The organism is Gordonia sp. Z-3 (assembly GCF_036233855.1).
GTDB classification, from domain to species: Bacteria; Actinomycetota; Actinomycetes; order Mycobacteriales; family Mycobacteriaceae; genus Gordonia; species Gordonia tangerina.
Map to the genome: position 1 here is coordinate 77,931 of NZ_JAZARS010000007.1, position 26,090 is coordinate 104,020.

At 67.9% G+C, this 26,090-nt stretch carries 27 protein-coding genes; 15 read left to right on the plus strand and 12 right to left on the minus strand.

The features are described 5' to 3' along the window. Positions 1 to 32: 32 nt before the first annotated feature. The 3 genes from VX037_RS09820 to sigE all read right to left on the minus strand — a co-directional run bounded on the left by VX037_RS09820 (position 33) and on the right by sigE (position 3,033). Positions 33 to 1,499 carry a S1C family serine protease gene (locus tag VX037_RS09820; RefSeq protein WP_328714163.1) on the minus strand — a complete coding sequence of 489 codons (1,467 nt, stop codon included), beginning with the start codon at positions 1,497 to 1,499 and terminating at the stop codon, positions 33 to 35. 150 nt (positions 1,500 to 1,649) lie between these two features. Next, positions 1,650 to 2,225, minus strand: a complete 576-nt coding sequence (locus tag VX037_RS09825; RefSeq protein WP_235723835.1) for a hypothetical protein — start codon at positions 2,223 to 2,225, stop codon at positions 1,650 to 1,652. Positions 2,226 to 2,424: 199 nt separating this feature from the next. Then, entirely contained in the window at positions 2,425 to 3,033 is a 609-nt protein-coding gene (gene sigE, locus VX037_RS09830; protein ID WP_235723836.1) for an RNA polymerase sigma factor SigE, read from the minus strand. A gap of 266 nt (positions 3,034 to 3,299) precedes the next feature. Here sigE and VX037_RS09835 point away from each other — a divergent pair, with 266 nt between their 5' ends. Then, positions 3,300 to 3,968, plus strand: a complete 669-nt coding sequence (locus tag VX037_RS09835; protein ID WP_235723837.1) for an O-methyltransferase — start codon at positions 3,300 to 3,302, stop codon at positions 3,966 to 3,968. Positions 3,969 to 3,990: 22 nt separating this feature from the next. Here the strand turns inward: VX037_RS09835 and VX037_RS09840 are convergent, their stop codons facing one another. Genes VX037_RS09840 through rfbD form a run of 3 tightly spaced genes read right to left on the minus strand, consistent with a single transcriptional unit; the run spans position 3,991 to position 6,952 of the window. Beyond that, the gene (locus tag VX037_RS09840; protein WP_328714096.1) at positions 3,991 to 5,097 is read right to left on the minus strand and encodes an NDP-sugar synthase; all 1,107 of its coding nucleotides are present in this window, start codon (positions 5,095 to 5,097) and stop codon (positions 3,991 to 3,993) included. Then, a complete protein-coding gene (locus VX037_RS09845) occupies positions 5,087 to 5,980 on the minus strand; it encodes a glycosyltransferase family 2 protein (protein ID WP_235723839.1) in 894 nt (297 codons plus the stop codon). The genes VX037_RS09840 and VX037_RS09845 overlap by 11 nt, the downstream gene beginning before the upstream one ends. 51 nt (positions 5,981 to 6,031) lie before the next feature. After that, the gene (rfbD, locus tag VX037_RS09850; protein WP_287016229.1) at positions 6,032 to 6,952 is read right to left on the minus strand and encodes a dTDP-4-dehydrorhamnose reductase; all 921 of its coding nucleotides are present in this window, start codon (positions 6,950 to 6,952) and stop codon (positions 6,032 to 6,034) included. A gap of 377 nt (positions 6,953 to 7,329) precedes the next feature. Between rfbD and VX037_RS09855 the strand changes: the two genes are divergently transcribed. The 4 genes from VX037_RS09855 to VX037_RS09870 all read left to right on the plus strand — a co-directional run bounded on the left by VX037_RS09855 (position 7,330) and on the right by VX037_RS09870 (position 11,265). Further along, a complete protein-coding gene (locus VX037_RS09855; protein WP_266062042.1) occupies positions 7,330 to 9,279 on the plus strand; it encodes an LCP family protein in 1,950 nt (649 codons plus the stop codon). Between the two features lie 3 nt (positions 9,280 to 9,282). Further along, positions 9,283 to 10,005 carry a TIGR03089 family protein gene (locus VX037_RS09860; protein ID WP_287016228.1) on the plus strand — a complete coding sequence of 241 codons (723 nt, stop codon included), beginning with the start codon at positions 9,283 to 9,285 and terminating at the stop codon, positions 10,003 to 10,005. 61 nt (positions 10,006 to 10,066) lie between these two features. Continuing rightward, the gene (locus VX037_RS09865) at positions 10,067 to 10,441 is read left to right on the plus strand and encodes a nitroreductase family deazaflavin-dependent oxidoreductase (protein ID WP_235723843.1); all 375 of its coding nucleotides are present in this window, start codon (positions 10,067 to 10,069) and stop codon (positions 10,439 to 10,441) included. A 5-nt stretch (positions 10,442 to 10,446) separates the two neighbouring features. Then, a complete protein-coding gene (locus tag VX037_RS09870) occupies positions 10,447 to 11,265 on the plus strand; it encodes a dienelactone hydrolase family protein (protein ID WP_287016227.1) in 819 nt (272 codons plus the stop codon). Positions 11,266 to 11,344: 79 nt separating this feature from the next. Here VX037_RS09870 and purE read toward each other — a convergent pair whose 3' ends face one another. Both purE and VX037_RS09880 read right to left on the minus strand, forming a co-directional pair. Then, positions 11,345 to 11,890, minus strand: coding sequence for a 5-(carboxyamino)imidazole ribonucleotide mutase (purE, locus tag VX037_RS09875; protein WP_287016226.1), 546 nt, complete (start codon positions 11,888 to 11,890; stop codon positions 11,345 to 11,347). Next, entirely contained in the window at positions 11,887 to 13,104 is a 1,218-nt protein-coding gene (locus tag VX037_RS09880; RefSeq protein ID WP_442903654.1) for a 5-(carboxyamino)imidazole ribonucleotide synthase, read from the minus strand. The genes purE and VX037_RS09880 overlap by 4 nt, the downstream gene beginning before the upstream one ends. Before the next feature lie 78 nt (positions 13,105 to 13,182). Between VX037_RS09880 and VX037_RS09885 the strand changes: the two genes are divergently transcribed. Beyond that, a complete protein-coding gene (locus VX037_RS09885; protein ID WP_287016225.1) occupies positions 13,183 to 13,743 on the plus strand; it encodes a GtrA family protein in 561 nt (186 codons plus the stop codon). Here VX037_RS09885 and VX037_RS09890 read toward each other — a convergent pair. From VX037_RS09890 to VX037_RS09900, 3 genes are read right to left on the minus strand one after another with little or no spacing between them, the layout of a single operon-like run. Further along, entirely contained in the window at positions 13,715 to 15,058 is a 1,344-nt protein-coding gene (locus VX037_RS09890; protein WP_287016224.1) for a sensor histidine kinase, read from the minus strand. The two genes, VX037_RS09885 and VX037_RS09890, sit on opposite strands and share 29 nt — an antisense overlap. Before the next feature lie 15 nt (positions 15,059 to 15,073). Then, positions 15,074 to 15,748: a response regulator transcription factor gene (locus VX037_RS09895; RefSeq protein ID WP_235723848.1), complete on the minus strand. Its 675-nt coding sequence runs from the start codon at positions 15,746 to 15,748 to the stop codon at positions 15,074 to 15,076. After that, positions 15,745 to 16,326, minus strand: coding sequence for a PH domain-containing protein (locus VX037_RS09900; RefSeq protein ID WP_235723849.1), 582 nt, complete (start codon positions 16,324 to 16,326; stop codon positions 15,745 to 15,747). The genes VX037_RS09895 and VX037_RS09900 overlap by 4 nt, the downstream gene beginning before the upstream one ends. 110 nt (positions 16,327 to 16,436) lie before the next feature. On the opposite strand from VX037_RS09900, the gene VX037_RS09905 reads away from it, so the two are divergent. Further along, complete coding sequence (locus VX037_RS09905; RefSeq protein WP_235723850.1) at positions 16,437 to 17,042, plus strand: DUF6069 family protein; 606 nt, start codon at positions 16,437 to 16,439, stop codon at positions 17,040 to 17,042. Positions 17,043 to 17,070: 28 nt separating this feature from the next. Here VX037_RS09905 and VX037_RS09910 read toward each other — a convergent pair whose 3' ends face one another. After that, positions 17,071 to 17,868, minus strand: a complete 798-nt coding sequence (locus VX037_RS09910; RefSeq protein WP_328714098.1) for a biotin--[acetyl-CoA-carboxylase] ligase — start codon at positions 17,866 to 17,868, stop codon at positions 17,071 to 17,073. Between the two features lie 138 nt (positions 17,869 to 18,006). Between VX037_RS09910 and VX037_RS09915 the strand changes: the two genes are divergently transcribed. The 8 genes from VX037_RS09915 to VX037_RS09950 all read left to right on the plus strand — a co-directional run bounded on the left by VX037_RS09915 (position 18,007) and on the right by VX037_RS09950 (position 26,083). Beyond that, entirely contained in the window at positions 18,007 to 19,635 is a 1,629-nt protein-coding gene (locus tag VX037_RS09915) for an acyl-CoA carboxylase subunit beta (protein ID WP_235723852.1), read from the plus strand. Then, positions 19,632 to 19,877 (plus strand): acyl-CoA carboxylase subunit epsilon, encoded by a 246-nt coding sequence (locus VX037_RS09920; RefSeq protein ID WP_235723853.1) that lies wholly within the window; start codon positions 19,632 to 19,634, stop codon positions 19,875 to 19,877. The genes VX037_RS09915 and VX037_RS09920 overlap by 4 nt, the downstream gene beginning before the upstream one ends. Next, positions 19,874 to 20,533: a Maf family protein gene (locus tag VX037_RS09925; RefSeq protein ID WP_372475010.1), complete on the plus strand. Its 660-nt coding sequence runs from the start codon at positions 19,874 to 19,876 to the stop codon at positions 20,531 to 20,533. Before VX037_RS09920 ends, VX037_RS09925 begins: the two co-directional genes overlap by 4 nt. Positions 20,534 to 20,828: 295 nt before the next feature. Further along, complete coding sequence (locus tag VX037_RS09930) at positions 20,829 to 21,725, plus strand: sulfurtransferase (protein WP_235723855.1); 897 nt, start codon at positions 20,829 to 20,831, stop codon at positions 21,723 to 21,725. Continuing rightward, positions 21,722 to 22,174, plus strand: coding sequence for a SufE family protein (locus tag VX037_RS09935; RefSeq protein WP_287016222.1), 453 nt, complete (start codon positions 21,722 to 21,724; stop codon positions 22,172 to 22,174). Before VX037_RS09930 ends, VX037_RS09935 begins: the two co-directional genes overlap by 4 nt. Then, entirely contained in the window at positions 22,171 to 23,697 is a 1,527-nt protein-coding gene (locus tag VX037_RS09940) for a condensation domain-containing protein (RefSeq protein WP_287016221.1), read from the plus strand. The genes VX037_RS09935 and VX037_RS09940 overlap by 4 nt, the downstream gene beginning before the upstream one ends. A 192-nt stretch (positions 23,698 to 23,889) precedes the next feature. Next, positions 23,890 to 25,698 carry an acetyl/propionyl/methylcrotonyl-CoA carboxylase subunit alpha gene (locus VX037_RS09945; RefSeq protein ID WP_287016220.1) on the plus strand — a complete coding sequence of 603 codons (1,809 nt, stop codon included), beginning with the start codon at positions 23,890 to 23,892 and terminating at the stop codon, positions 25,696 to 25,698. Positions 25,699 to 25,711: 13 nt separating this feature from the next. Next, positions 25,712 to 26,083, plus strand: a complete 372-nt coding sequence (locus VX037_RS09950) for a hypothetical protein (protein ID WP_235723859.1) — start codon at positions 25,712 to 25,714, stop codon at positions 26,081 to 26,083. The last annotated feature ends 7 nt before the right edge of the window (positions 26,084 to 26,090 follow it).

Below are 26,090 nucleotides of genomic sequence, written 5' to 3' on the forward strand. Positions count from 1 at the left end.
CGTGCCCGCTGCCGTACCGTCAGGCGGTCTGGTCAATCACTGGCGGGCGTCATCGTACCGGTGAAGGTCCGCCCGTTACGCCAGTATGTGAAGGGCACCGTGTCGTCGATCTTCGCGGTGCGGACCGCCACGGTCAATTCGTCGGCACTCTCGATGGTCCGCTCGTTGAACGAGGTGATCACGTCGTCCTCGCGCACACCGGCCTGGTCGGCCGGTCCGCCGGCGACCACGTTGCGCACCTGTGCCCCCAACACCCGGTCGTTGCGCACCGAACTGGCGTTGACACCGATCTGCGGATGACGGACCTCGCCGTTGCGGATCAACGTCTGCGCGATCGGCACCACCTGGTTGATCGGGATCGCGAAGCCGAGGCCGATCGACCCGCCGCCGGGCACCAGTCCGGCGGTGTTGATACCCACCACCTCGGCGTCGTCGTCGACCAGCGGGCCGCCGGAGTTACCCGGGTTGATCGCCGCATCGGTCTGGATGGCATCGATCACGGCGTCGGTGTCGGATTCCGCATCGGGTCGCAGCGGCACCGGACGGTGCAAGGCGCTGACGATGCCACTGGTCACGGTACGGTCGAGACCCAACGGCGAGCCGAAGGCGACGACTTCCTGCCCGATCTGCAGATCGTCGGAATTGCCGATCGTCGACACCGTCAGGTTGTCGACATTGTCCACCTTGACCACGGCCAGGTCGGTCTTGGTGTCACGGCCGACGATGCGCGCGGGCACCCGCCGACGGTCGAAGAAGACGGCTTCGAGTTTCGCGTTGCGGTCGTTGGCGGCCATCGCGATGACGTGGTTGTTGGTCACGATGTAGCCGTTCTCGTCGATCACGAAGCCGGATCCGGTGCCCACCGAACTCGAGGTCCGGACATCGAGTGCCACCACCGACTTCTCCACCGCCCGCGCAACATTCGCGACCGGAGACCGGGGTTCGGCGTCATCGTCGGACTCGCCGGTGGACAGCCGTACGGAGTCGGAGTTGAGTGGTGAGACGACCTCGGCCGTCCATCGACCCATCAGGCCCCCGACCAGGCCCACCAACAATGCCAGCACCGCCAGTGTCGCGAGCACATGCCAACTCACACGTCGGCCGAAGAGGATGTCCCGGATACCGAGCCTGGGTCCGGCTTCGGTCGGCTCGGCGCTCGTCGGTGCGGTGAGCGCCGGATCGGCCAGGGCCACCCTGGACTCCGGGTCACGCCAGGGATCCGGCGGGGCCGACGGAGCCTCGTCCCGGCCATAGGACGCAAGCGGATCACGCTGCAGGGTCTCGGTCTCCCCGGCCGGACGGCCGAACGCCTCTGCGAGTACCGGATCCGGCGCGGAGATCTCCGGGACCGGCCGATCGTTGGGCGACTCGGGTGACTCCGTGAAGGAACCCGCCACCCCGTCGGGCCGGCCGAACACCGCTGCAGTCTGGGGTGAGACCGCGGCGCGATGCGGACCGGATGGGCCGCCGGCCGATGTGTGGGTGGTCTCGCCGTATATGTCGCCGGTGGCGTCGTCGCCCCACACGGAGTCGTCGGCTTCGCTGAGCGCGTCGTTCGTCGGCTGCGCGCCGGCCGTCTGCTCAGTCGTGGCGTCCTCGGCGGCCCTGTTCGCCTGATCGACTGCGTCGTCCCTACTACCGTCCACCTGTCAGCGGCCCCGCCAACGGCTCATCCGCGCACGCGTCGAACCCGATTCGAAGGCATCGGTGGGCATATTCGGCCGCGCCGATCCGCCGTCGGCCGGATCGAAACCGACGCGATCGGTCGGTGTATCCGACGACATGGCGGTGACGTCGATCTCGCGAGTGGGGATCTGGCTCAGCTGACCGAGCAGCCCGGCGGGCATGGACACGTCGCCGGCGGCCCGCAGCCGGGTGCGAGCGGTCACCTGCGCGTCGACCGCGGCCATGCATTCGCGACACTGCGCGAGATGTTGCGTGGCGCGCAGGTGAGCTGTCATCCCGAGTTCGGCGTCGACAAAGGCGGCGACGGCCTCCGCGGCGAGATGCTCGGTGGAGGCGAATCGGCGTCCCCCGGCCGTTCCCGGCGCTCGATAGTCGCGATTGGGCGCCAACGAGGCGGTCACCGGAGTCCAGGTGGCGGGGTTCCATGAGGATCGTCGGCGTCGTCGGAGATCGGATGTGGGAAGCGGGCCATCGATGCCCCATCCCGGTTGCCGCGAGTCCGGTTGCCCCGAGGTTGGCCTTCCTCGGCTCATCTCCATCTGACGTTCACCTCTCTCGCCCTGTGCCTCACGTCACCTGCTGATCGGCGGCGCCGCCACCGATACTCCGATGGCAATCGCGCGGAGTGTGACAACGCGCGGCCACCCAGCCTATCCGAAGATGACAACGAAGCCCGGGCGGCCGCGGTTCCCGGGATCTGCAGATGCCTGGCGTCCGCAGGTGTCAGGGACGAGGCCGCTAGGAGGAACCGACGGCGACCGAGCGACTGCTGGTGTGACCGCGGGCATTGAGGTGGTCACGGATCGCCTGGCGGCCACGATGGATGCGGCTGCGCACCGTACCCAGTTTCACACCGAGCGTCGCGGAGATCTCTTCGTAGGACAACCCCTCGATGTCGCAGAGCACCACGGCGGCGCGGAACTCGGGCGGCAACGCGTCGAGCGCGTCCTGCAAGTCGGGGTCGAGGTTGGCGTCGTGGAAGATCTGCTGCGGATCGGGGGTGTCCGCGGGCACCCGGTCGTACTCCTCGGGCAGGGCTTCCATCCGGATCTTGCTCCGCCGGCGCACCATGTCCAGGAACAGGTTGGTGGTGATGCGGTGCAGCCAGCCCTCGAATGTGCCGGGCTTGTAGTTGGACAGGGACCGGAAGACCCGGATGAACGTCTCCTGCGTGAGGTCTTCGGCATCATGCTGATTGCCGGACAGCCGATAGGCGAGCCGGTACACACGATCGGCGTGTTCGCGCACCAGTTCGTCCCATGACGGCATCAGATTGCCGTCGCCGGTTGCGTCGAAGCCGGCAGTGCCGGCGGGGACGACGTCTGCAGACCCCAGGGGATCAGTCATGTTGAGTGGCCAGTTCCCTTCCCCGGTCATCGCATCGGATGACGGATGTTCACGATGGTAAACCAGGACCCTCGCCAAACTATTCCGCCGGGCGAGGACATCGCTGATTGAAACCCTCTCCCATCGTGTTGTGGTCGCCGTATGAGAGACCTGAGGTTTCGCTGAGGATGTCTGGCCGGTCGACAAATGGGGCCTGACCACGCCGTTCTGTACCACGAGTGGCGCGCCGCGCACGGAAAGGCCACGCGGGGACATAACCTCGAAGGGTGACGGATTCAGAAGGAGGCGCCGACGATGCGGCCGCCTCGGCGGGCAACACGCTGATCGACTATGCCGAATCTGCGATCGTCGAGGACGACGCCTTGCTGGCGGCCCGCGCCCGGGCCGACGAGCTGGGTGCCGCGGCCGTCGCGCCGGCGGTGGGTGCGTTGCTGGCGCTGTTGGCGCGCAGCTGCGACGCCCATGCGGTCGTCGAGATCGGGACCGGGGTCGGGGTGAGCGGATTGTGGTTGCTCAACGGCATGGCCTCGGACGGTGTGCTGACCACCATCGACCCGGAGCCCGAGCATCATCGCGCAGCCCGCCAGTCGTTCGCCGGCGCCGACATCGCCTCGGGCCGCACTCGGCTGATCAACGGCACCCCGCGCGACGTGCTGCCGCGACTCGCCGACGAGTCCTATGACCTGGTCTTCGTCGACGGGCCACTGATCGACCACCCCCGGCACGTGACCGAGGCGGTGCGCATGCTGCGGCCCGGCGGCGTGGTGGTGGTGCACAATGCGACCGCGGGTGGCGCCGTCGCCGACCCCACCCGCACGGAGCCCGCCGCGGTCGCCGCACGCGAGGCCGCATTGCTGATCGCCGACGACGAGCGCCTACTGCCGGTGGTGATCCCGCTCGGGGCGGGTGTGCTGGCGGCCGCCAAAGCCCGCTAGAGTCGCCCCTCGGTCCTGTCGATCAGACGTCGGTCGAGAACCGAACTCCGTTGTCGGGCAGCTGGACCCCCGGCCACACGCGGGCGCCGCGGAGTAGTTCGCAACGGGCACCGACGTCGGCACCATCACCGATCACGGTGTCGCGGACGAGCGCCCGGGGACCCAGCCGGGCACCGAAGCCGACGATGCTGCGTTCCACCACTGCCCCGGCCTCGACGACCGCCCCGTCGAAGATGACGGCGCCGTCGAGGCGGGCGCGCGGACCGATCTCGGCGCCGCGACCGACCACCGTGCCGCCGATCAGCACCGCGCCGGGTGCCACGCCGGCACCTTCGTGCACGAGCGATTCACCTCGGCGGTCACCGAGCGCCGGCGATGGGGCGATGCCGCGGACGAGGTCGGCCGACCCACGGACGAAGTCTTCCGGCGTCCCCATGTCCCGCCAGTAGGCGTGGTCGGCGTGAGCCTGGATGTGCCGACCGTCGGCGAGCAGCTTGGGAAACACCTCGCGCTCCACCGACACCGGTCGGCCCGGTTCGATCTCCTCGATCACCGCACGCCGGAAAACGTAGGTACCGGCGTTGATCTGATCGGTCGGCGGGTCCTGGGTCTTCTCCAGGAAGTCGGTGACCCGGCCGGTGTCGTCGGTGGGCACGCAGCCGAAGGCGCGCGGATCGCTCACCGACACCAGGTGCATGGTGACGTCGGCCCCACTGCGCCGATGTGTGGCAAGGACCTCACGGACGTCGGTGCCGCCGAGGACGTCACCGTTGAACACGAGGATGGTGTCGGCGGTGAGTTGGTCGAGCACGTTGCGGATGGCCCCACCGGTGCCGAGCGGCTCGGTTTCGGTGACATAGGTCAGGTTCAGTCCGAGCTTCGATCCGTCGCCGTAGTACTCGGAGAACACGTGGGCCTGGAAGGAGGTGCCCAGCACCACGTCGACGATGCCGGCTTCCCTGATGCGGGAGAGCAGATGCGTGAGGAACGGCACGCCGGCCGTCGGCAGCATCGGCTTGGGTGCCGACAATGTCAGCGGACGTAACCGCGTGCCTTTCCCGCCGACGAGGACCACGGCCTGCACGCCGTCGCCTCCCGACGGCGCGTCGACTGAGTTGTCACTGGTCATGGCTTCCTCCTCGGTGTCGTTCCCCAGACCTGCGGGCCGCGATGACCGCGACCCGCGAACGCAGTGCGAGTCCGATCCGCAACGCGAGCCGCACCGGCGCCTGCAACACCCCGGGGTGTCGGTCTGCCTGAAAGCGGTACGCGCTGCGGTGATGGGCGGGCAACATGGCGTCCGGATCACGTCCGGCCGCATGCCCCTTGGTGTGCACGACCTCCGCGCCGGGCACGTAGACGTTGAGCCAACCGGCCCGACCGAGCCGGTCGCCGAGATCCACGTCCTCCATGTACATGAAGTACCGGGAGTCGAAGCCCTGCACCGAGTCGAACGCCGCCCTCCGCACCAGCAGGCACGACCCCGACAGCCACCCGACGGACCGTTCGCTGGGCTCGGCGTTGTCGGCGCGATAGGCCGTCGTCCACGGATTCGACTTCCAGATCGAGCCGAAAACGGCGTGTCCGGCGCCGGAGATCAAATCGGGTACCCGGCGCGCGGATGGGTAGACCGAGCCGTCCGGTTCGCGGATCAGCGGACCAAGCGAACCGGCACGGGGCCACCGTCGGGCCGCCGCGAGGAGTTCGTCGAGCGAGCCGGGCGACCACTCGACGTCGGGGTTGGCCACTGCGATGAACTCGACGGACGGGTCGAGTTCGGCGACGGCCCGATTGATGCCGCCGCCATAGCCGATGTTGCCGCCGGTGTGGACCAGCGTCACGTTGTCGTGTTCGCGGGCTGCCGTCTCCGGCGCGCCATCGGTGGAACCGTTGTCGGCGATGACGACTCGCGGCGGTGGCGCCGACGTGGCCTTCGCCAAACTCTCCAGGAAGGTCGAGAGATGCCTCCCCGACGAATACGTCACCGTCACGACGGCCAACTCAGCGGTCACCGGGTAAGGGTAACCAACGTTGACGGATGTCCTGCGCGGCTGCGACACGTGTCAGTCCACCGAAGCGTGATCGAGCGTCACGGCGGCATGCAGGGCTGCCCGCCAGTCACGCAATGGGGCCAGGCCCGCCTCGGCCCACGCGGTCGGCGACAACACTGAGTACGCCGGTCGCGGCGCGGGACGAGGGAACTGCGCGGTGGTGCACGGATGCACCCGGTCCGGATCGGCCCCCACCTCGGCGAACACCGCGCGTGCCACGGCGAACCAGGTGACGCTGCCGGAATTGGTGGCGTGCAGCACCGCGCCGGCCACCCTCCGGTCGCGGCCGCGCGCCGCGAGTTCCCAGAGCCCGGCCGCCAGATCTGCGGCGTAGGTGGGCGATCCGGTCTGGTCGTCGACCACCGACACCGTGTCGCGGGACGACTCCAGGCGCCGCATGGTGCCGACGAAGTCACGACTGTTCGGACCGCCGGTGTAGACCCACGCGGTCCGCACGATCGTGGTGGCCGGATCGAGCTCGACGGCGAGTTGCTCGCCGGCGAGTTTGGACGCGCCGTACACCGTCTCCGGGGTACCCGTGACGTCGCCGGGTTGGTACGGCTGCGCGCGGCGTGGGGCGGTGGTGGTCGCCGCCGCGCCGGCGAAGACGTAGTCGGTCGAGACGTGGATCAGCCAGGCCCCCGCCGCACGCGTTGCTCGCGCGAGATTCGCCGGTCCGTCGCGATTGATCGCGTAGGCGCGGGCGGTGTCGGACTCCGCACCGTCTACGTCGGTGTAGGCCGCACAGTTGAGCACCACATCACCCGGCCCCAGATCGGACAACGCCGTGGACACCGACGCCGCGTCGGCGATGTCGACGTCAGCCGACCCCAGCGCACGTATGTTGGCGGGCGCATCCGCGTCGGCCCGCAGCGCGGTGCCGAGCTGTCCGGTCGCACCGATGACGAAGAACGTCGGACTCATGGCTGCCATCGTGCCGCACGCGGGCCGCCGGGACGCGATGGCGGTCGGTGATGTGAGTCTCGCGGGACTGATACGGCGTGGCGTTCCCGGATTTCCTACGCCACTTCAATAGCCTGGCGTCAGAACTGCAACATCTGAAACGCCAACATCACCGACATCTGCACACACATGCGTCACACCCAACAGTGACCGGCAGGCAAGCAGAGCCGTGGTGACCGACGACGAAAGGTGATGACCCGCTCGTGGAGTCTCGACCTGGTGATGCACGCCGACGTCACGGTGGTCGCACACGCCCCGACGAGTCCACGCCACGTCCCATGTCATCGACGGACCGGAAGCCAACCGACCGAAAGAGGCCAGAGGGGGCGCCGGCTGATGACCGGAGGATGACAGGTGGCCGGGAGCAGCCACGCACACCTCGCCGGCGGCCGCCGGAACAGGCCCCGGGGTCGGGACCCGAGCAACGCCGCCGCAGGCCCTCTCCGGAGGACCGCGTCGACCCGCGCGCGTCCGGGCAGCCGAAGCGCCGCCGACCGAGCCCTGATGATGTGTCGGCACCTCCGCCACGCCGGCGACCCGTGTCCTCACCTCCCGCGGGCCGAGGTGTCCGGGGCCGCCGGCCCGACGTCGTCTCGACCGCATCCGACGAAATCCACACCGACGGCGCCACAGATTCACCGCGGCGGCGACGACGCCCGGCAGCCGAGGCCGATCAACGTGGTGGCGGCCCCTCCGACCCCCGACACCCGCGCTCTCGACGTCGGGCGGCGCAGCCCGAACGGCGAGACCGACCGGATCGGCCGGCAGCAGCAGCGACCGCGACATCGGGTTCCAATCGGCGCCCCCGCGAACCGCGTCCAGACGGAACCGGCCCGACCCCGCCGTCGCGCCCGTCCTGGCGGGCCAAGACCAGCCGGGCCGGCATCGGTCGTGGGCTCGTCGCGCTGCTCTCGGTGTCGGTGCTGTTGTGCACCGGCTACGCGTGGAACAACGTAAACAATCTCAACTCCAACATCACCCAGTTGGGTGGCCTGGGTCTCGGCGGCGCCGACGACGGCGCGGTCGACATCCTGCTCGTCGGCACCGATTCACGCACCGATGCCAAGGGCAATCCGCTGTCGGCGGACGAACTCAAACTCTTGCGCTCGGGCGAGGAAGTCGCCACCAACACCGACACCATCCTGTTGATCCGGATCCCGAACGACGGATCGTCGGCGACGGCGATCTCGATCCCTCGCGACTCCTACGTCGAGGTTCCCGGCATCGGGATGTCGAAGATCAATGCGGCATACGGCACCACCAAGGAGGGTGTGCGCCAGCGCGCGGTCGAGGCCGGTGCGACGCCCGCGGCGGCCGAGAACGACGGCACGCAGGCCGGACGCAAGGCCCTCATCGACAGCGTGACCGGCCTGACCGGCGTGCACGTCGACCACTACGCCGAGGTGGGTCTGCTCGGCTTCGTGCTGCTGACCAATGCCGTGGGCGGCGTCGACGTCTGCCTGAAAGACGCGGTCAACGAACCGTATTCGGGGGCACGGTTCCGCGCCGGCGAACAAACCCTCAACGGCCCCAAGGCACTCAGTTTCGTCCGGCAACGCCACGGGCTGCCGCGCGGCGACCTCGATCGCATCACTCGGCAGCAGGTGTTCATGGCCTCGCTGGCCAACAAGATGCTGTCGGCCAACATGCTCGCCGACCCTGGCAAGCTGTCCGAACTGCAGCGGGCGGTCTCCCGGTCGGTCGTGATCGACGACAACTGGGATGTCGTGAAACTCGCCGAACAACTCAAGGACCTCAGCGGCGGACGCGTCAAGTTCGCCACCATCCCGGTGGTCACCGAGCAAGGGTGGAGCGAGGACGGCCAGCAGAGCGTCGTCGAGGTCGACCCCAACCAGGTGCGGACCTTCACCGACAACCTCCTCAACCGCAAGCAGGACGACGGCACACCGGAACGCGCCGACTACACTGTCGACGTGGTCAACGCTGGCACTATCGACGGTCTCGCATCGAACGTCGCCAATATCTTGACCACCAAGGGGTTCCAGTCCGGCGACACCCTCAGCGGCAGTGCCGACGACCGCGACACGGTCGTGTACACCCACGCCGAGGACGCCGGGGCCCGCCAACTGGCCAAGGATCTCGGCGGCGCCGAGGTGCGCGTGGATTCCTCACTACCGGAGAAGCATCTGAAGGCCGTGCTCACCAACACCTACGAGGGCCCGGGTTCGATCCTCGACACCGGAACCCAGGTCGACAACGTCCCGGCCAGCGAGCGCGTCGGCAACAACCGCCCACCCATCACGGCCGGCACCGACGGCCCGACCTGTGTGAACTGATCGATGACCGACACCACCATCACTGCCGCCGTATTCGCCGCCGTCGCCGACTGGTCGCAACCGTTGCTGACCTACTACGACCACCGAAGCGGTGAACGTACCGAGCTTTCTGGTGCCACCCTGGGGAATTGGGCCGCGAAGTCGGCGAACTTCTTTGTCGACGAACTCGGCCTCGCGCCCGGCGACGAGGTCGTTGTCGACCTTCCGGAGCATTGGCAGACCGCAGCGATCCTGCTCGGCGCGTGGTGGGCCGGTGCGCGCGTCCGCTTGCCGGGCAGCTCCGGCGACACCGGCGCTGTCGGCGTCGCCGTGACGTCGGCGCAACGCATCGACGCTCACGACGATGTCGATGAGCTGCTCGTCGCCTCACTAGACCCGTTCGCGATGGGCGTGCGCGACCTGCCCGTTGGGGTCACCGACTTCGCGACCGCGGTACGCGTCCACGGCGACCAGTACTCCCCCACCGGTGTGCCCGCCGGACCGGTGCTCGACGACGACGACACCGCCACGGTGCTCGCCACCGCACGGCGCGCCGCAGCCGCCGACGGCGTCTCGGCCGGGACACGTGTCCTCACCGCCCGCCGGTGGCACGATGCTCGCGGCGTCATCGGCAATCTCGTTGCGCCGCTGGCCGTTGGCGCCTCTCTCGTCACCGTGTCGCATCCCGACGACGACCGGTTGGCCGGACTCGCCGACACCGAACGTGCGGACATCACACTGCGCTGACGCGTGCGGATTCGTCCGAAGAGGGTCCTCAAATCCGCTCGCGTGGGGCATCCTCGTAGGCATGAAGATCCCCAAGGCAGTTGCGCGATTCAACAAGAAGGTGACCAATCCGATCCAGCGCCAATGGGCTCCGCGGCTGGCGCCGTGGGCGATGGTGGAACACGTGGGGCGCAAGTCTGGAAAGGAGTACTCGATCCCGGTGCTCGCCTGGGTCGACGACGACCGGCTCTCGATCGTGCTGACCTACGGACGCCACACCGACTGGGTACGCAACGTGCAGGCTGCCAATGAATTCGGTTTGGTGCGCAAATCCAAGCATTACAAGGTGGTTCGGCCGCGCATCATCCCGTCGGACTCACCGGATGTGGCGTCCGGTGCGCGCATCCCGGCCCGCATGTTCGAGTCCGTCCTCATCGGCACTCTCGTCGAAGGGTGACCGCGGTGCCCGACGATGCTCTCGACGATTTCACCACCCGCGATGTCACCGTCGGAACGGCCACGAAGACGGTGTATGCCAAGGGTGAGGGCCCAGCGGTCATCGTCATCGCCGAGATGCCCGGCATCAGCCCAAAAGTCGCCGACTTCGCCCGAAAGGTGGCGGCACGCGGACTCACCGCGGTCATGCCCTCACTGTTCGGTGTCGACGGCCGAGATCCGCGGCCCGACGCGCTCGGCCGCGTCCGATCCACACGGTACATGGCCGAGACGATCACCCGGGCGTGCATCAGCCGGGAGTTCACCGTGCTGGCCACCGGAAAGACCTCACCGATCGCCGACTGGTTGCGTGGACTCGCGGCCCAGGAACACGATCGGTGCGGCGGACCCGGTGTCGGCGCCGTCGGGATGTGCTTCACCGGCGGCTTCGCACTGGCAATGGCCACCGACGACCGTCTGCTTGCCCCGGTGCTGTCCCAGCCGTCCTTACCGTTCGGTGTGATACCGGCACGCAACCGGTCCATCGATCTCAGCGACGCCGACCTGGCGCGGGTGAAGAGTCGGTGCGCCGCCGGGCTGCAGGTGATGGGCCTACGGTTCGAGGGTGATCGTCTGGCCCCGCGGTCGCGCTTCGACTTCCTCCGGGAACAACTCGGTGACGCGTTCCTGGCCGTCGAGCTACCCGACTCCTCGGCCAACCCGGATTCCATGTTGCCGCAGCCACATTCGGTGCTGACCGAAGACCTCATCGACGAGCCGGGGCAGCCCACGTATGACGCACGCGAGCAGGTGCTCGACTTCTTCGCCGAGAAGTTGCGCCACTAGAGCTGCGGACAGGAATGTGCCGTAGATCTGAGTCACCTGGCGACACCGATCTACGGCACTTGTGGCCGTCGGTGACCGCTCAGTCGTCCCCGAGCAGCTTGGTGCGCAGCGCCTCGTCCTTCTCCAGCACCATGGCCTGGAGCCCTTGCTGGAAATCGACCATGCGCGAACGCAATCCGGCGTCCGACGAGGCCAGGATCCGCACCGCCAGAAGCCCCGCGTTGCGCGCCCCACCGATGGACACGGTGGCCACCGGCACACCCGCCGGCATCTGCACGATCGAAAGCAACGAGTCCAGACCATCGAGGGTGCGCAGCTGCACCGGCACGCCGATCACCGGCAGCGGGGTAGCCGAGGCGACCATCCCGGGCAGATGCGCCGCACCGCCCGCGCCCGCGATGATCACCGAGATCCCGCGATCGGCTGCGCCAGAGGCGTAGTCGAGCATGCGCTGCGGCGTGCGATGCGCCGACACCACACCGACCTCGAAGGGCACCTCGAACTCGGCCAACGCCTCGGCGGCGGCTTCCATGGTGGGCCAGTCCGAATCGCTGCCCATGATCAATCCGACCCGCGGCCGGATCGGTTCGTGATACCCCGCGTCGTGGGGTTCGGTCTCGGTCATGCGTGCGCATCCCATCCATCGGTCCACTCGGCGTGAGACATCCAGTGCGCGGCGCGTTCCGCACGTTCCCGCACGTTCGCGGGCGAATCGGTATCGCCACCGACAATGTTGACGTGCCCGACCTTGCGGTCGGGCCGTTCGCCCTTACCGTACAGATGCACCTTGGCATCGGGCATGCGGGCCAACAGGTGATGCAGACGCTCGTCCATCGTCATCTCCGGCGCCGTTTCGGCACCCAGGATATTGGCCATCACGATCACCGGCGCCCGCGCCGCAGTGTCCCCGAGCGGGTAGTCGAGCACGGCCCGCAGATGCTGCTCGAACTGAGAGGTCACCGCACCGTCCATGGTCCAGTGCCCGCTGTTGTGTGGCCGCATCGCGAGTTCGTTGACCAGCAGCTCACCGTCGAGTGTCTCGAAGAGTTCCATCGCCATCACCCCGACGACGCCGAGTGCCTCGGCCAACCGCAGCGCCATCTGCTGCGCCTGCTCGGCGACCTCGTCGGACAGATCCGGCGCCGGTGCCAACACCACGGCGCACTGCCCCTTGCGCTGAATCGTCTCCACCACCGGCCACGCGGCGCCCTGCCCGAACGGGGATCGTCCGATCATCGCCGACAACTCGCGACGCATCGCGACCTTCTGCTCGGCGATCAGACCGACCCCGGCACCGAATTGTTCGTCGAACACCGACAGCGCTTCGTCACGGTTGTCGAGCAGCCAGACACCACGCCCGTCGTAGCCCCCGCGGATCGCCTTGAGCACGATCGACCAACCGTGGGTCTGTCCGAACTCGACGAACCGTGCGCGCGCATCCGAGCCGGCGTCGGTCAGGTCGGCGAAGTCCGGGACCGGCAAGCCCAGCTCAGCCAGCCGCACCCGCATCGCGAGCTTGTCCTGCGCGAAGTGCAGCGCCGCCGACGGCGGGCGCACCGCCACGCCCTCGGCCTCGAGCGCCTGCAGATGGCTCAGCGGCACACCTTCGTGGTCGAAAGTGAGGGCGGCGGCGCCCTGCGCGGCGCGGCGGAGGTCGGCGAGCTCGTTGTGTGAGCCGAGAACGATGTCGGCGCTGACCTGGGCGGCAGGATCGGTCTCGCTCGACGCCAACACGCGCAGACACTGTCCGAGCGCAATGGCCGCCTGATGGGTCATACGGGCGAGCTGACCACCGCCGATCATCGTCACGGTTGGCATGCTGGATGTCACGCCGAACATCGTGGCACGTTCGCCACGTCGTGCGCATGACCGACCGGCGAAGTTACTCTTCGGTTTGATTTCGTACACTCGGATCTTGTGCCCTTCATCGACGAGCTCGTGGCTCGACTCCCCGAGCCGGTTCGTCGGCTCGCGATGCAACACCACGAGCTGATCAAGTTCGCTCTCGTCGGGGGCACCACGTTCGTCTTCGACCTGGTCATCTTCTACGCGCTGACCTTCACCGTGTTGGAACCGAAGCCGGTGGTGGCCCGCATCATCTCGGGGACCCTGGCCACGATCCTGAGCTACATCCTCAACCGGGAGTGGGCGTTCAAGAACCGTGGTGGCCGCGAACGCCATCACGAGGCGCTGCTGTTCTTCGCGATCAGCGGAATCGGCGTGATCCTGGCCGCGGCACCACTATGGGTGGCCAACAACGTCTTCGAGCTGCGCAGCAATGTCACCACCACCGAGCTGGTGGTACTCGACTTCGTCCTGGGCTTCTTGATCGGCAACCTGTTGCAGATGGCGTTCCGTTTCTGGGCGCTGCGCAAATTCGCCTTCCCGGTCGAACAATTGCGCGGTGGGGACGCGGGCTCCACCGACCTGCATCCGAGCGACGCCGAACTCATCGATGAGGAACTCGGTCACGCCTGATCTCGGTCTCCCCGGTCGGCGGATCACCGTCGACCGCGCCGCCGAGGCGGCTGCCGTGGGTCGACGGAATCACCAGGGAGAACACCGCGGGCCGACGTGACGTGAGGTCGAGGCGCCCGCCGTCGGCCTCCACCAAGGCCCGTGCCAGCGACAATCCCACCCCATTACCCCGGCCCGCAGAGAATCCCCGCCGGAAGATGTGACCGACCAACGGGTCGGGAACACCGTCGCCCTCATCGGAGACCGACACGCGCAACATCTCGCCCGACGGCAGATCGTCGACCTGGATGTGACACGTCCCGCCACCATGCTGCAACGCATTGTCCACCAGGACACTCAACGCCTCGCGTAGGCGTCCGGGCCGCGCACTCACCGCGGTCGCCCGACCGTCGAACCGCGCCGAGATGGTGCGTCCGGCCGCCTCGAAGGACGCACGGAAATCGCCGATCAGCGTGTTCACCAGCTCCGCCACGTCGATGTCGTCGGGCACCGCCGGGTCGTTCCGCGACGCCGCGACCATCTCGTCGAGCTCTCTGGATAGTCGCTCCACCTGCTCCAACGCCGCCTCCGCCTCGCCGACCACTGACGGGTCGGGATGCATCGACAACTCGTCGAGGCGCAACTGGATGGCGGTGAGACGGCTACGCAGCTGATGTGAGACGTCGCCGACGATCTCGCCCTCCCGTTCCAGCCGCAGCGCGATCTCGGCGTTCGCATCACCCAGTGCGCGCGAGACCCGATCGAGTTCACCGATGCCGTAGGACTTCCATTCCGAGCGGAAGTCGCCCCGTGCCATGGCCGCGGCCCGGTCGGCGAGGTCGATGAGCGGATCGGCGATCCTTCCGGCGGTCACTGCCGCGACGATGGTGCCGGCCGCGATCGAACTGGCCACCACCAGCAACACGATCCCCACGGCCACCAACTGGTCGTCGCGCACCTGCTCGAGCGGGATCTCCAGCAGCAGTGACCCCGCGTTGCCGAGTCCGATCGAGTCACCCATCGCCGCTCCGTCGATCCGATCGCCGATCACCACCATCGCGTCGGCACCACCGTCGACCGGGTAGCGCACGGTCAGTCGACCGTTCTCGGGGATCAGCAGCCGGAAGGCGTCGACATCCAGCTGCCCGGGCGCGAGGCTGCCGGCCTCACCCTCTTGGCGGATCAACTGATCGGAGATCAGTTTGAGGCGCCCGTCGAGCGTCTGATGCGCGTTGTCCGACACCCACCACCAGGCGATCACGCTGAGCGGTACACCCAGCAGCAGGCCGACCGCCAGACACATGGCGATCATCGTGTTCAGAATCCGGCGGCGCATCGCGGGTCACCCGAGTCAGGGGTCGAATCGGAAGCCGACGCCGCGCACCGTCACGATGTGCCTCGGGCGGTCGTACTGGTCGTCGCCGATCTTGCGCCGTAACCAGGAGATGTGCATGTCCAGGGTCTTCGACGAGCGCAGATCCGCCGACCCCCACACCTCGGTGAGGATCTCGTCACGGCTGACCACCTGCCCGGAGCGTTCCATCAGGAAACGCAGCAGATCGAACTCGCGATTGGCCAGCACGACGTCGGCACCGTTGGCCAGTACCCGCCGTCCGCGGGTGTCGAGTTGGATATCGCCCCCGTCGAGCACCACGTCGGCGCTCTGCTGACGACGGAGCAGTGCCCGGACCCGTGCGAGCAGCTCCGCGAGCCGGAACGGTTTGCCGACGTAGTCGTCGGCGCCGGCGTCGAGGCCCACCACGAAGTCCACCTCGTCGGTGCGCGCGGTCAACATCAGCACCGCCAGCGTCGGCCGTTCCGAGCGCACCCGGCGGCACACCTCGAGCCCGTCGATCTCGGGCAGCCCGAGATCCAGGATCAACAGTTCGAACCGACTGTCCAGGGCTTGATCGAGTGCTTGCGCGCCGTCGGTGACGACCTCGCAGCCGTACCCCTCGCGGGTGAGTGCCCGGGCCAGCGGCTCCGCGATCGCGGCGTCATCCTCGGCCAACAGCACGTCGGTCATCGCCTGCTCCCCTCGTCGTGCCGACGTTGCGGCATGTCGTCGGCCGCCTCACCGTCGTATCCGTCGGTGAACGGCTCGTTCTCGGCCACGTCGAGTACCTCGTGGTACAGCAGCGCATGCACACGCTCGACCTGCGGGATGTCGTCGAAAGCCAACGGTTCGTCCGACGCCGACTCGATGATCAGGGTGCCGGTGCGCAGCAGCCGGTCGATGGGACCGTGCCGAAACTCGACGGTGTTGATGCGGCGCACCGGGATGTCGATCCCCGATCGGGTGATGATGCCGTTGCGGAAGATCACCCGCCGGTCGGTGAGGACGAAATGCGTCGACCCCCACGACACGAGCGGCCGGACGAAGAACCAACCCAATGCCGCGAGCCACAGCACGCCGACGATGCCCAACAGGATCAGTCGAGTGGTGGAACCGAGGTCGGCACCGGTGATCACGCCGCCCAGCAGCCCGACCGCGGCCGTGACCACCAGGAACAGTAGGAACGGGCCGATCAGACACTTCCAGTGGGGATGCCGATGCAGCACGATCTCCTCGCCCGGGGCGAGGTTCTCCCGTGGATAGGACATGGCCTAAAGCTTAATGTCCGGCGAGCACGGGACGGCCGAACTCCGACCGGGCGTGGGTACACTTCCGGTGAAGCCGTGCAGGTGACGAGAAGTCTCGAGGTCCGACAGACATGAGCTACCACGATCCACGTGACCCGCGCGATCCACGGACCGCGCGTTATGAACCCGGGTACCCCGAGTCCCGGGCCTACAGCCAGCAGCCCGCCCCGAGATCCGATCACTCGGATCCGACCTACTCGTATGCGGCGGACCCGTATCAGCCCGCCGACGCCGGACGCCAGAAACCGCGGCTGGGACCCAACGTCAATCCGACAATGTTCGTCGGCGGTGTGGTGATGACCGGTGTCGTGACCGGCCTGGCCGCATGGCTGGCCGCGTGGATCATCCGCGCGATCGTGCAGCGGGTAAACGAAGCGGGCCGGTTCGGGGTGTGGAATCCGTTGGCGCGTGACGAGTTCTGGTTCGCGGTGGTTGCGTTCCTGTGCGCACTCGCGGCCGGCGCGCTGTGGTACGTGCTGCAGATGGTGACCCCGTCGCCGAATCAGTTCTTCCGCTGGATCGTCGGTCTGCTGATCGCCGCGGCGGTGATCATCCCGCTGATCCTGTCCGCGGAACTGTCGGTCGGCATCGCCACCGCCATTCTCCATCTGATCATCGGGCTACCGATCATCTCGCTGATCCCCGCCATGGGACACAAGAGCATCCAGGACAGCTGAAGCAGCCAGACGACCGACGCGCGAGGTCTCAGTCGTCGAGCGGCCGCAGGTGGGTGACGTCGCCGGCCGCCGCGACCACCTGGCGGCCCTCGGCGTCGACGACGATCCGACCCATCGCGTCCACGCCGACCGCGGTGCCGGTCACTGTCTGGTCACCGGGCATCACCAGCCGTACCCGCCTGCCGACGGTGTCGCTGCGATCGCGATAGGCAGCGCTCAGTCGGTCCAGGTCGTCGGGCCAGTGGGTCAACAGATCCCCGAGCCCACGCAGGAATGCCGCCGCCAGTTCGGTGTGCGCGACCTCGGTTCCGGTGCTGATCTGCAAGGACGTCGCTGTCGGCACCGGCAGGTCCTCGGCCGACATGTAGGTGTTGATCCCGATCCCGATCACCGCGAGACCCCCGCGAGGTGTGTTCGTGTACTCGGCCAGGATGCCGGCCACCTTCCGGTCGTCGATCAGGACATCGTTGGGCCATTTCAGCTTTGGCCGTCGACCCGCCACCTCATCGATCGCGTCGACCGCCGCCAGTCCGGCGAGCAACGACAACCAACCCAGATGCTCGGTCTCGGACCCCACCGCGACCGCCGCAGACATGGCCAGCTGACTCCCCGCCGGCGCGGACCACACCCGGGAGTGGCGGCCGCGCCCGGCCGTCTGATCGGTGGTCAACCGCACCGTGCCGTCGACGTCGCCGGAAGCCGCCTGTGTGACCAGGTCTGCGTTGGTGGAGCCGGTCGATGCCACCACCTCCACCGCTCGCCAACGGGTACCGGACAGGAGTTCGAGGAGTCGATCGGCATCGAGATCGGCGGCATGGTTACTCATAGGTGATGACGCTACCGCGCCACAGGTGCAGGTCAACGCCATATCCGCGTTCCCCGACCGATCGCTCGGGAACCTGAGGCATATCTCACGTTGATCCGCTTGACGTGGCTCACACCCGGGTCGTTAGCATCGGTGTCCATGACGACTGCTTCGCGCGAGGACGGCTCCGCCCCCGACATCCACACGACGGCGGGAAAACTCGCCGATCTGCGTAACCGCCTCGATGAGGCCAAGCACCCCGTGGGCGAGGCCGTGGTGGACAAAATCCACGAGCGGGGCAAGCTCACCGCGCGCGAGCGGATCACTCACCTCCTCGACGAGGGCTCGTTCGTGGAACTCGATGCGCTGGCCCGGCATCGCAGCACCAACTTCGGACTGGCCGAGCGCCGCCCGGTAGGCGATGGAGTGGTGACCGGCTACGGCACCATCGACGGCCGCGAGGTGTGCATCTTCTCCCAGGACGCCACCGTCTTCGGCGGCAGCCTCGGCGAGGTGTACGGCGAGAAGATCGTGAAGGTGATGGACCTGGCGATCAAGACCGGACGGCCGCTGATCGGCATCAACGACGGTGCCGGCGCACGTATTCAGGAGGGTGTGGTCTCCCTGGGCCTGTACGGCGAGATCTTCCACCGCAACGTCCGCGCTTCCGGCGTGATCCCTCAGATCTCGCTGATCCTCGGCGCTGCGGCCGGCGGCCACGTCTACTCCCCCGCCCTGACCGACTTCGTCGTGATGGTCGACAAGACCAGTCAGATGTTCATCACTGGCCCGGACGTCATCAAGACGGTCACCGGCGAGGACGTCACCATGGAGGACCTCGGTGGCGCCAACACCCACATGACGAAGTCGGGTACCGCGAGCTACGTGGCATCCGACGAGGAAGACGCGCTCGGGTACGTCAAGGAGTTGCTCGGCTACCTGCCCAGCAACAACCGGGCCGAGGCCCCGCGCCTGCCGGTGGACCAGCCGGCTGCCGGCTCGATCGAGGACACCCTCACCGATGAGGACCTCGAACTCGACACGCTGATCCCTGATTCGCCGAACCAGCCCTACGACATGCACGAGGTCATCCGGCGCATCCTCGACGACGACGAGTTCCTCGAGGTGCAGGCCGAGTACGCGACCAACGTGATCGTCGGATTCGGCCGGGTGGACGGCCGCAGCGTCGGCATCGTCGCAAACCAGCCGACCCAGTTCGCCGGCTGCCTCGACATCAAGGGGTCGGAGAAGGCCGCCCGGTTCGTCCGCACGTGTGACGCTTTCAACATCCCGATCGTCACCCTGGTCGACGTGCCCGGCTTCCTGCCCGGCACCGACCAGGAATACAACGGCATCATCCGCCGCGGCGCCAAGCTGCTGTACGCCTACGGCGAGGCCACCGTCGGCAAGATCACCATCATCACGCGCAAGGCCTACGGCGGCGCCTACGACGTGATGGGGTCCAAGCACATGGGCGCCGACGTCAATCTGGCCTGGCCGACGGCCCAGATCGCGGTCATGGGCGCCTCCGGCGCGGTCGGATTCGTCTACCGCGGCAAGCTGAAGGAAGCTGCGGCGAACGGCGAGGACGTCGACGCACTGCGCCTCGAACTGCAGCAGGAGTACGAGGACACTCTGGTCAATCCGTACGTCGCCGCCGAACGTGGCTACGTCGACGCGGTGATCCCGCCCAGCCACACCCGTGGCCAGGTGGCGACCGCGCTGCGCCTGCTCGAGCGCAAGATGGTCACGCTGCCGCCGAAGAAGCATGGGAACATTCCGCTGTGAGCGACATCGAGACCGGCGCCGACGCCGAAACGCAGACACAGTCCGCACCGTTTTTGCGCGTCGTCCGGGGTAACCCGACCGATGAGGAACTCGCCGCCCTCGTCGCGGTCGTCGCCTCCGCCGCCGGGTCCTCCGGTGGCGGCATCGCCGACGCCGGGCCACGCGACGACTGGGGACGCCCTGAGGACCGGCTGCGGCCGATCTGGGGCGCACCGGGCAGCTTCACCAATCTGAGGTGGTGAGCGCACCGGAGGTGGTGCTCGGGTCGGCGTCGCCGGCCCGCCTCCGGGTGCTGCGCGACGCGGGACTCGACCCGCGGGTGATCGTCTCCGACGTCGACGAGGACGCCCTGCTGACCACCATGGCGGCGTTTCCACCCGAGGACATCGTCGTCCGGTTGGCGCAGGCCAAGGCCGACGCCGTGGTGGCCGATGTCCTCGCCGACTGCGACGCCTCCGATGTGGTGGTCCTCACCTGTGACTCGATGCTGTTCTTCGACGGCCGGCTGAGCGGCAAACCGCACACCGCACAGGTCGCGCAGAGCCAGTGGCGCACCATGCGCAACCGCTCGGCCGAACTCATCACCGGGCACTGTGTCACCCGCATCCACGACGGCCTGGTGGCCGCCTCCGCGCACGCCGCGGCGTCGACGACCATCAGATTCGCCGACGTCGACGACGCGACGATCGATGCCTACGTCGCCACCGGCGAACCCCTCTCGGTGGCCGGCGCCTTCACCCTCGATGGGCTCGGCGGCTGGTTCGTGGACTCCGTCGACGGCGATCCGTCATCGGTGCTCGGGATCGGCCTGCCGACCGTTCGTCGTCTGCTCGGCGAGGTGGGGGTGTCGGTCGTCGACTTGTGGCTGTCGGACCCAACTGGCAAATCGGACAACTGATCTGGGCCGACACACCTGCATGTCGTGGCAAGTGCACGGATTCCGGCATCAGTGTCCAGGGTCGTCGTCGTGATCACACACCCTCGACGATGTCCTTGACGCCGTGTCACATCGGCTGGGCGAGTTGTCCATGGAAGGGCACCGCGTCGGCTGAGCTCTCAGCTCGCCGACACGACCGTGAGTCGGCACGCCACGCGACTTCGGCAGTGGGTAGGCTCATTGCCAGACACCGGATCGCCGTGTCCGTCAGACCGCCCGATGCCGCATCGGCGACCACAGATTGAAGGGACCGCAGTTGAGCGTGGAGACCGATCCGAATCCGGCATTCGCCGAGTACGCGCATCCGGAGCGTCTGGTCAGCACCCAGTGGCTGTCGGCGCATCTCGGTGCGAAGGGACTCAAGATCGTCGAGTCGGACGAGGATGTCCTGCTCTTCGACATCGGTCACATCCCGACCGCGCAGAAGATCGACTGGCATCTTCATCTCAACGATCCGGTGACCCGCGACTACATCAACGGTGAACAGTTCGCTGAGCTCATGCGTAGCAAGGGGATCGAACGCGACGACACCGTGGTGATCTACGGCGACAAGAGCAATTGGTGGGCCGCCTACGCGCTGTGGGTGTTCACGCTGTTCGGCCACGAGGACGTCCGGCTGCTCGACGGTGGCCGCGACGCCTGGATGTCGGAGGATCGCGACACGTCCTTCGATGTGCCCGAGTACCCGCGATCGGACTACCCCGTCGTCGAGCGTGATGACTCCCGAATCCGCGCATTCGCGCCGGAGGTGCTCGAGGCGCTCGGTACCCAACCGCTCGTCGACGTGCGCTCCCCGCAGGAGTACACCGGCGAACGCACGCACATGCCGGACTACCCAGAGGAGGGTGCGCTACGCGGGGGCCACATCCCCACCGCCATCTCCATCCCGTGGGCCAAGGCCGCCGCACCGGACAGCCGCTTCCGCGGCCGTAAGGAACTCGAGGAGATCTACGCCGACCTCGATCCGTCAACCCCGACCATCGCGTACTGCCGCATCGGCGAGCGGTCGAGCCACACCTGGTTCGTGCTGACCCATCTGCTCGGCTACGACAAGGTGCGCAACTACGACGGGTCGTGGACCGAATGGGGTAACGCGGTGCGGGTGCCCATCGCCATCGGCCCCGAGCCGGGCGCCGCCCCGGCGACGACATGACACTGCCGGCTGCTCTCGCCGAGATCGTCGACGACTTCGGCGCACTCGGCGATGCCGACAAGGTGACGTTACTGCTGGAGTTCTCGCGTGAACTGCCCGATCTCCCGTCCCACCTCCAACAGGACGCGATGGAGCCGGTGCCGGAGTGTCAGTCGCCGGTATTCCTGTCGGTGGACGCCGCCGACACTGATCATGTGCGGCTGTACCTGACGGCGCCGGCAGAGGCTCCGACCACCCGAGGTTTCGCCTCGATCCTGTATCAGGGCCTCGACGGCGCGCCCGCCGACGAGATCCTCGCGGTGCCGGCGGACTTCTATCACGATCTGGGGCTGGGCTCGGCGGTCAGTCCGCTGCGACTGCGGGGTATGGCGGGCATGCTCGCCCGGATCAAAGGACAGGTGCGACGTCAGGCCGGGGACGGACCCGGCACCCCCACCAGTTCGACATGAAGTTCGTCCAGATCCGCGACGAGTCGGTGGAGCCTGGCGGACTCGTCGAGTGGATGCCGTATGTCTCGGGTGGCCTGGGTTCCTGGAGCCGCGATTCCCGCCTCACGTCGCACAATCACGAGCAGCATCTGCGGTCGGCGTTCGACTATCGGCTGCGCACCCGACGCGAGGGCGGCCGGGAATCCTGGCTGGGTCTGGCCATCGAATTCGCCGAACCGCTGTCGATCCCGGCCATCCGGACCACCCTGCTGCAGTGGATCGACCGACACGAGGTGTTGCGCAGCCACGTCATCATCCGCGGTGACGGCCTTCAACGACTCAGCACAGAGCCCGGCACCGTCAAGCTCAAGATGGGCCGCATCGGCTGGTACACCGAGTCGGGTCCGCTGGTCGAACAGATCGCCGGCGCCTTCGACCGTGCGACGGCGCCGCTGCATTGGCCGGCCTACATGTTCGCCACCGTCGGCCGGGAGGACTCGTTCACCCTGCTGTTCGCCGCCGACCATTCGCTCGTCGACGGCTACTCGCTGATCATGGCGCAACACGAACTCGTCACCCTCTACCGCGCAGCACGGCGTCAGGAGCAACCCGAACTGGCGCCCGTCGGCAGCTACGTCGACTTCAGCGCCCAGGAACGCCGAATGGCCGACCAGACCGGTGGCGACCACCCAGCGGTACGGACGTGGACGGATTTCCTGCGCGCCGGCCACGGCGGCATGCCGGCCTTCACCGCCGATTCCGAGGCCGCGACCATCGACCGCGCCGAGCTGGAGTCACCCGCCCCCGATCCGAGCGACGAATCCGCCGTCGCCCAGCAATCGCTGTACGGCCTGATCCTCGACGACGCGGCCGCCAACAGATTCACCGCGGTCTGCTCGCAGGCCGGCGGCACGCTGACCGCAGGCGTGCTCGCGGCGTGCGCCCTGGTGCATCACGATCGCACCGGCGACGACGAGTTCCGCTGCGTGCTCCCCCGCCACACCCGCGACGACGCTCGCTGGCTCACCGCGCTGGGCTGGTTCGTTGCGGTGGCCCCGTTCACCCTCGACGTCTCCGATTCACCGACCTTCGATCAGGCGGTCACACGGGCGACCGCCGAACTCAAACGGTCCCGCCAGGGCGCCGGGCTGCCGTTCCTGCGGGTCGCCGAACTCCTCGGCCACAGCGGCGAACCCTTGTTCGTGATCTCGTTCATCGACACGCGATATGCCCCGGGGGCGGCCGAGGCCGACGCGGGCCGGGCGAAGGTGTTGCGCAGCCACAGTTATGCACCCCACGAGGTCTATATCTGGATCAATCGGACACCCGGCGGCATGCGGGTGTCGGCCCGCTTCCCACCGGAACCCGCAGCGTCGCCTGATAGTCAGAACGTCCCGGGCGCCGACGTGAACTATCCCACTCCGGCCGCCGAACCCGGCGACACGGACACCGGTCCCGTCGGTCCCGTCCAGGCCTACCTGCACGATTTCGCCCGGTTGATCCGGGAGCTCGGCGACGCGAGCACTTTTCGTACCGACGAGTAACCGGAGGGGGCGACCGATCGCTTGATCGGTGGGCTAGGGTATTGCCCTGAACGCGTGACACTTAGACTCGAGTGTCGTGCCTCACTCCGAGGGCCGTCACGATCGGCCGGACGGGTGAAACCCCAGACGCGTGATGTGATTCATAACGACCAAGTGCCGCTCCACCGAGCGTCACGACGCCCAGGAGAACAAGTGCCAAGTAGCTCTGCGAACAGTATTTCCAAGGTCCTCATCGCCAATCGTGGCGAGATCGCGGTGCGAGTGATCCGGGCCGCTCGGGACGCCGGTCTGGCCAGCGTCGCCGTGTACGCCGAACCCGACGCCGACGCGCTGTTCGTGAAGCTCGCCGACGAGGCGTTCGCGCTCGGCGGCCAGACCTCGGCCGAGTCCTACCTCGTGTTCGACAAGATCCTCGACGCCGCGGCCAAGTCGGGCGCCGACGCCATCCATCCCGGCTACGGCTTCCTCTCCGAGAACGCCGACTTCGCGCAGGCTGTGCTGGACGCGGGATTGATCTGGATCGGCCCGTCGCCGCAGTCCATCCGCGACCTCGGCGACAAGGTCACCGCCCGCCACATCGCGCTCAAGGCCGACGCACCGATGGCGCCGGGCACCAAGGACCCGGTCAAGGACGCCGACGAGGTCGTCGCGTTCGCCGAGGAACACGGCGTACCGGTCGCGATCAAGGCGGCTTTCGGCGGCGGTGGACGCGGTATGAAGGTGGCCTACACCATCGACGAGATCCCGCACCTGTTCGAGTCGGCCACCCGCGAGGCCGTCGCCGCCTTCGGTCGCGGCGAGTGCTTCGTCGAGCGCTACCTGGACAAGGCCCGTCACGTCGAGGCCCAGGTGATCGCCGACCAGCATGGCAACGTGATCGTCGCCGGCACCCGCGACTGCTCGCTGCAGCGTCGCTTCCAGAAGCTGGTCGAGGAGGCCCCCGCGCCGTTCCTCACCGACGAGCAGCGCACCAAGATCCACGAGTCGGCCAAGGCCATCTGCCGCGAGGCGGGCTACTACGGTGCAGGCACGGTCGAGTTCCTCGTCGGTAGCGACGGCCTGGTGTCCTTCCTCGAGGTCAACACCCGTCTGCAGGTGGAGCACCCGGTCACCGAGGAGACCTCCGGTATCGACCTGGTTCGTCAGCAGTTCCGCATCGCCAACGGCGAGAAGCTGGAGATCTCCGAGGATCCGACGCCGCGCGGGCACTCCTTCGAGTTCCGCATCAACGGCGAGGACGCCGGCCGCAACTTCCTGCCCGCCCCCGGGCCGGTCACGGTGTACAAGGAGCCGACCGGTCCCGGCGTGCGCGTCGACTCCGGCGTCGTTGCCGGCGACGTGATCGGCGGACAGTTCGACTCGATGCTCGCCAAGCTCATCGTCACCGGCGAGACCCGCGAGCAGGCGCTCGAGCGCTCGGCGCGCGCGCTCGCCGAGTTCGAAGTCGAGGGCCTGGCCACGGTCATCCCGTTCCACCGCCATATCGTCGAGAACCCGGCCTTCCACGGCCACACCGACGAGAACGGCGTCGAGACCTTCGATGTCTACACCAAGTGGATCGAAACCGACTGGGACAACCCGATCGAGCCATACACCGGTGGTGAGCCGATCGAGGACGACGAGTCGCTGCCGCGCCAGAACGTCGTCGTCGAGGTCGGCGGCCGACGCGTCGAGGTTTCGCTGCCGGGTGATCTCGCGCTCGGCGGCGGTGGCAGCAGCGCCAACGGCGTGGTCCGCAAGAAGCCGAAGGCCCGGTCCCGCAAAAAGGGTGGCAATGCCGCCGTCTCCGGTGACGCCGTGGCAGCGCCCATGCAGGGCACCGTCGTGAAGGTCGCCGTGGAGGAGGGCCAGCAGGTCTCCGCCGGCGAACTCGTCGTCGTGCTCGAGGCCATGAAGATGGAGAACCCCGTCACCGCCCACAAGGACGGTGTGGTCACCGGACTCGCGATCGAGGCCGGCGCCGCCGTCACCCAGGGCACCGTGCTGCTCGAACTGAAGTAGCGACGCACCGGTCATGGAACCGGTCGAGATCAACGCCGGAGCCTGGTATCTGCGCGCGCTGCGTGCCGATGAACGGATCTCCGACGTCCCCGCACTCGACGACCTCGGTGTGCCCGATCCGCTCGGATACACCGAGGTCGTCGCGCGTGGATGGGAATCGGAGAATCTGTTCGTGTGGGGCATCTGCATCCCCACCACGGGCGAGACGATCGCCGTCATCGGACTCGACGTCACCCACGGTCAGCCCACCCACTACTGCGGTCGCGCACGCGCCGGATACGATGCCGCGTTGCGTGCCGCCGGCGGCCCGGTGACCCGCTTCGCCGCGGGCGTACTCGACGTGGCCCTGCCACACACCGTGCCGGACGGCCTACCCGGGCTCTGAGAGCGAG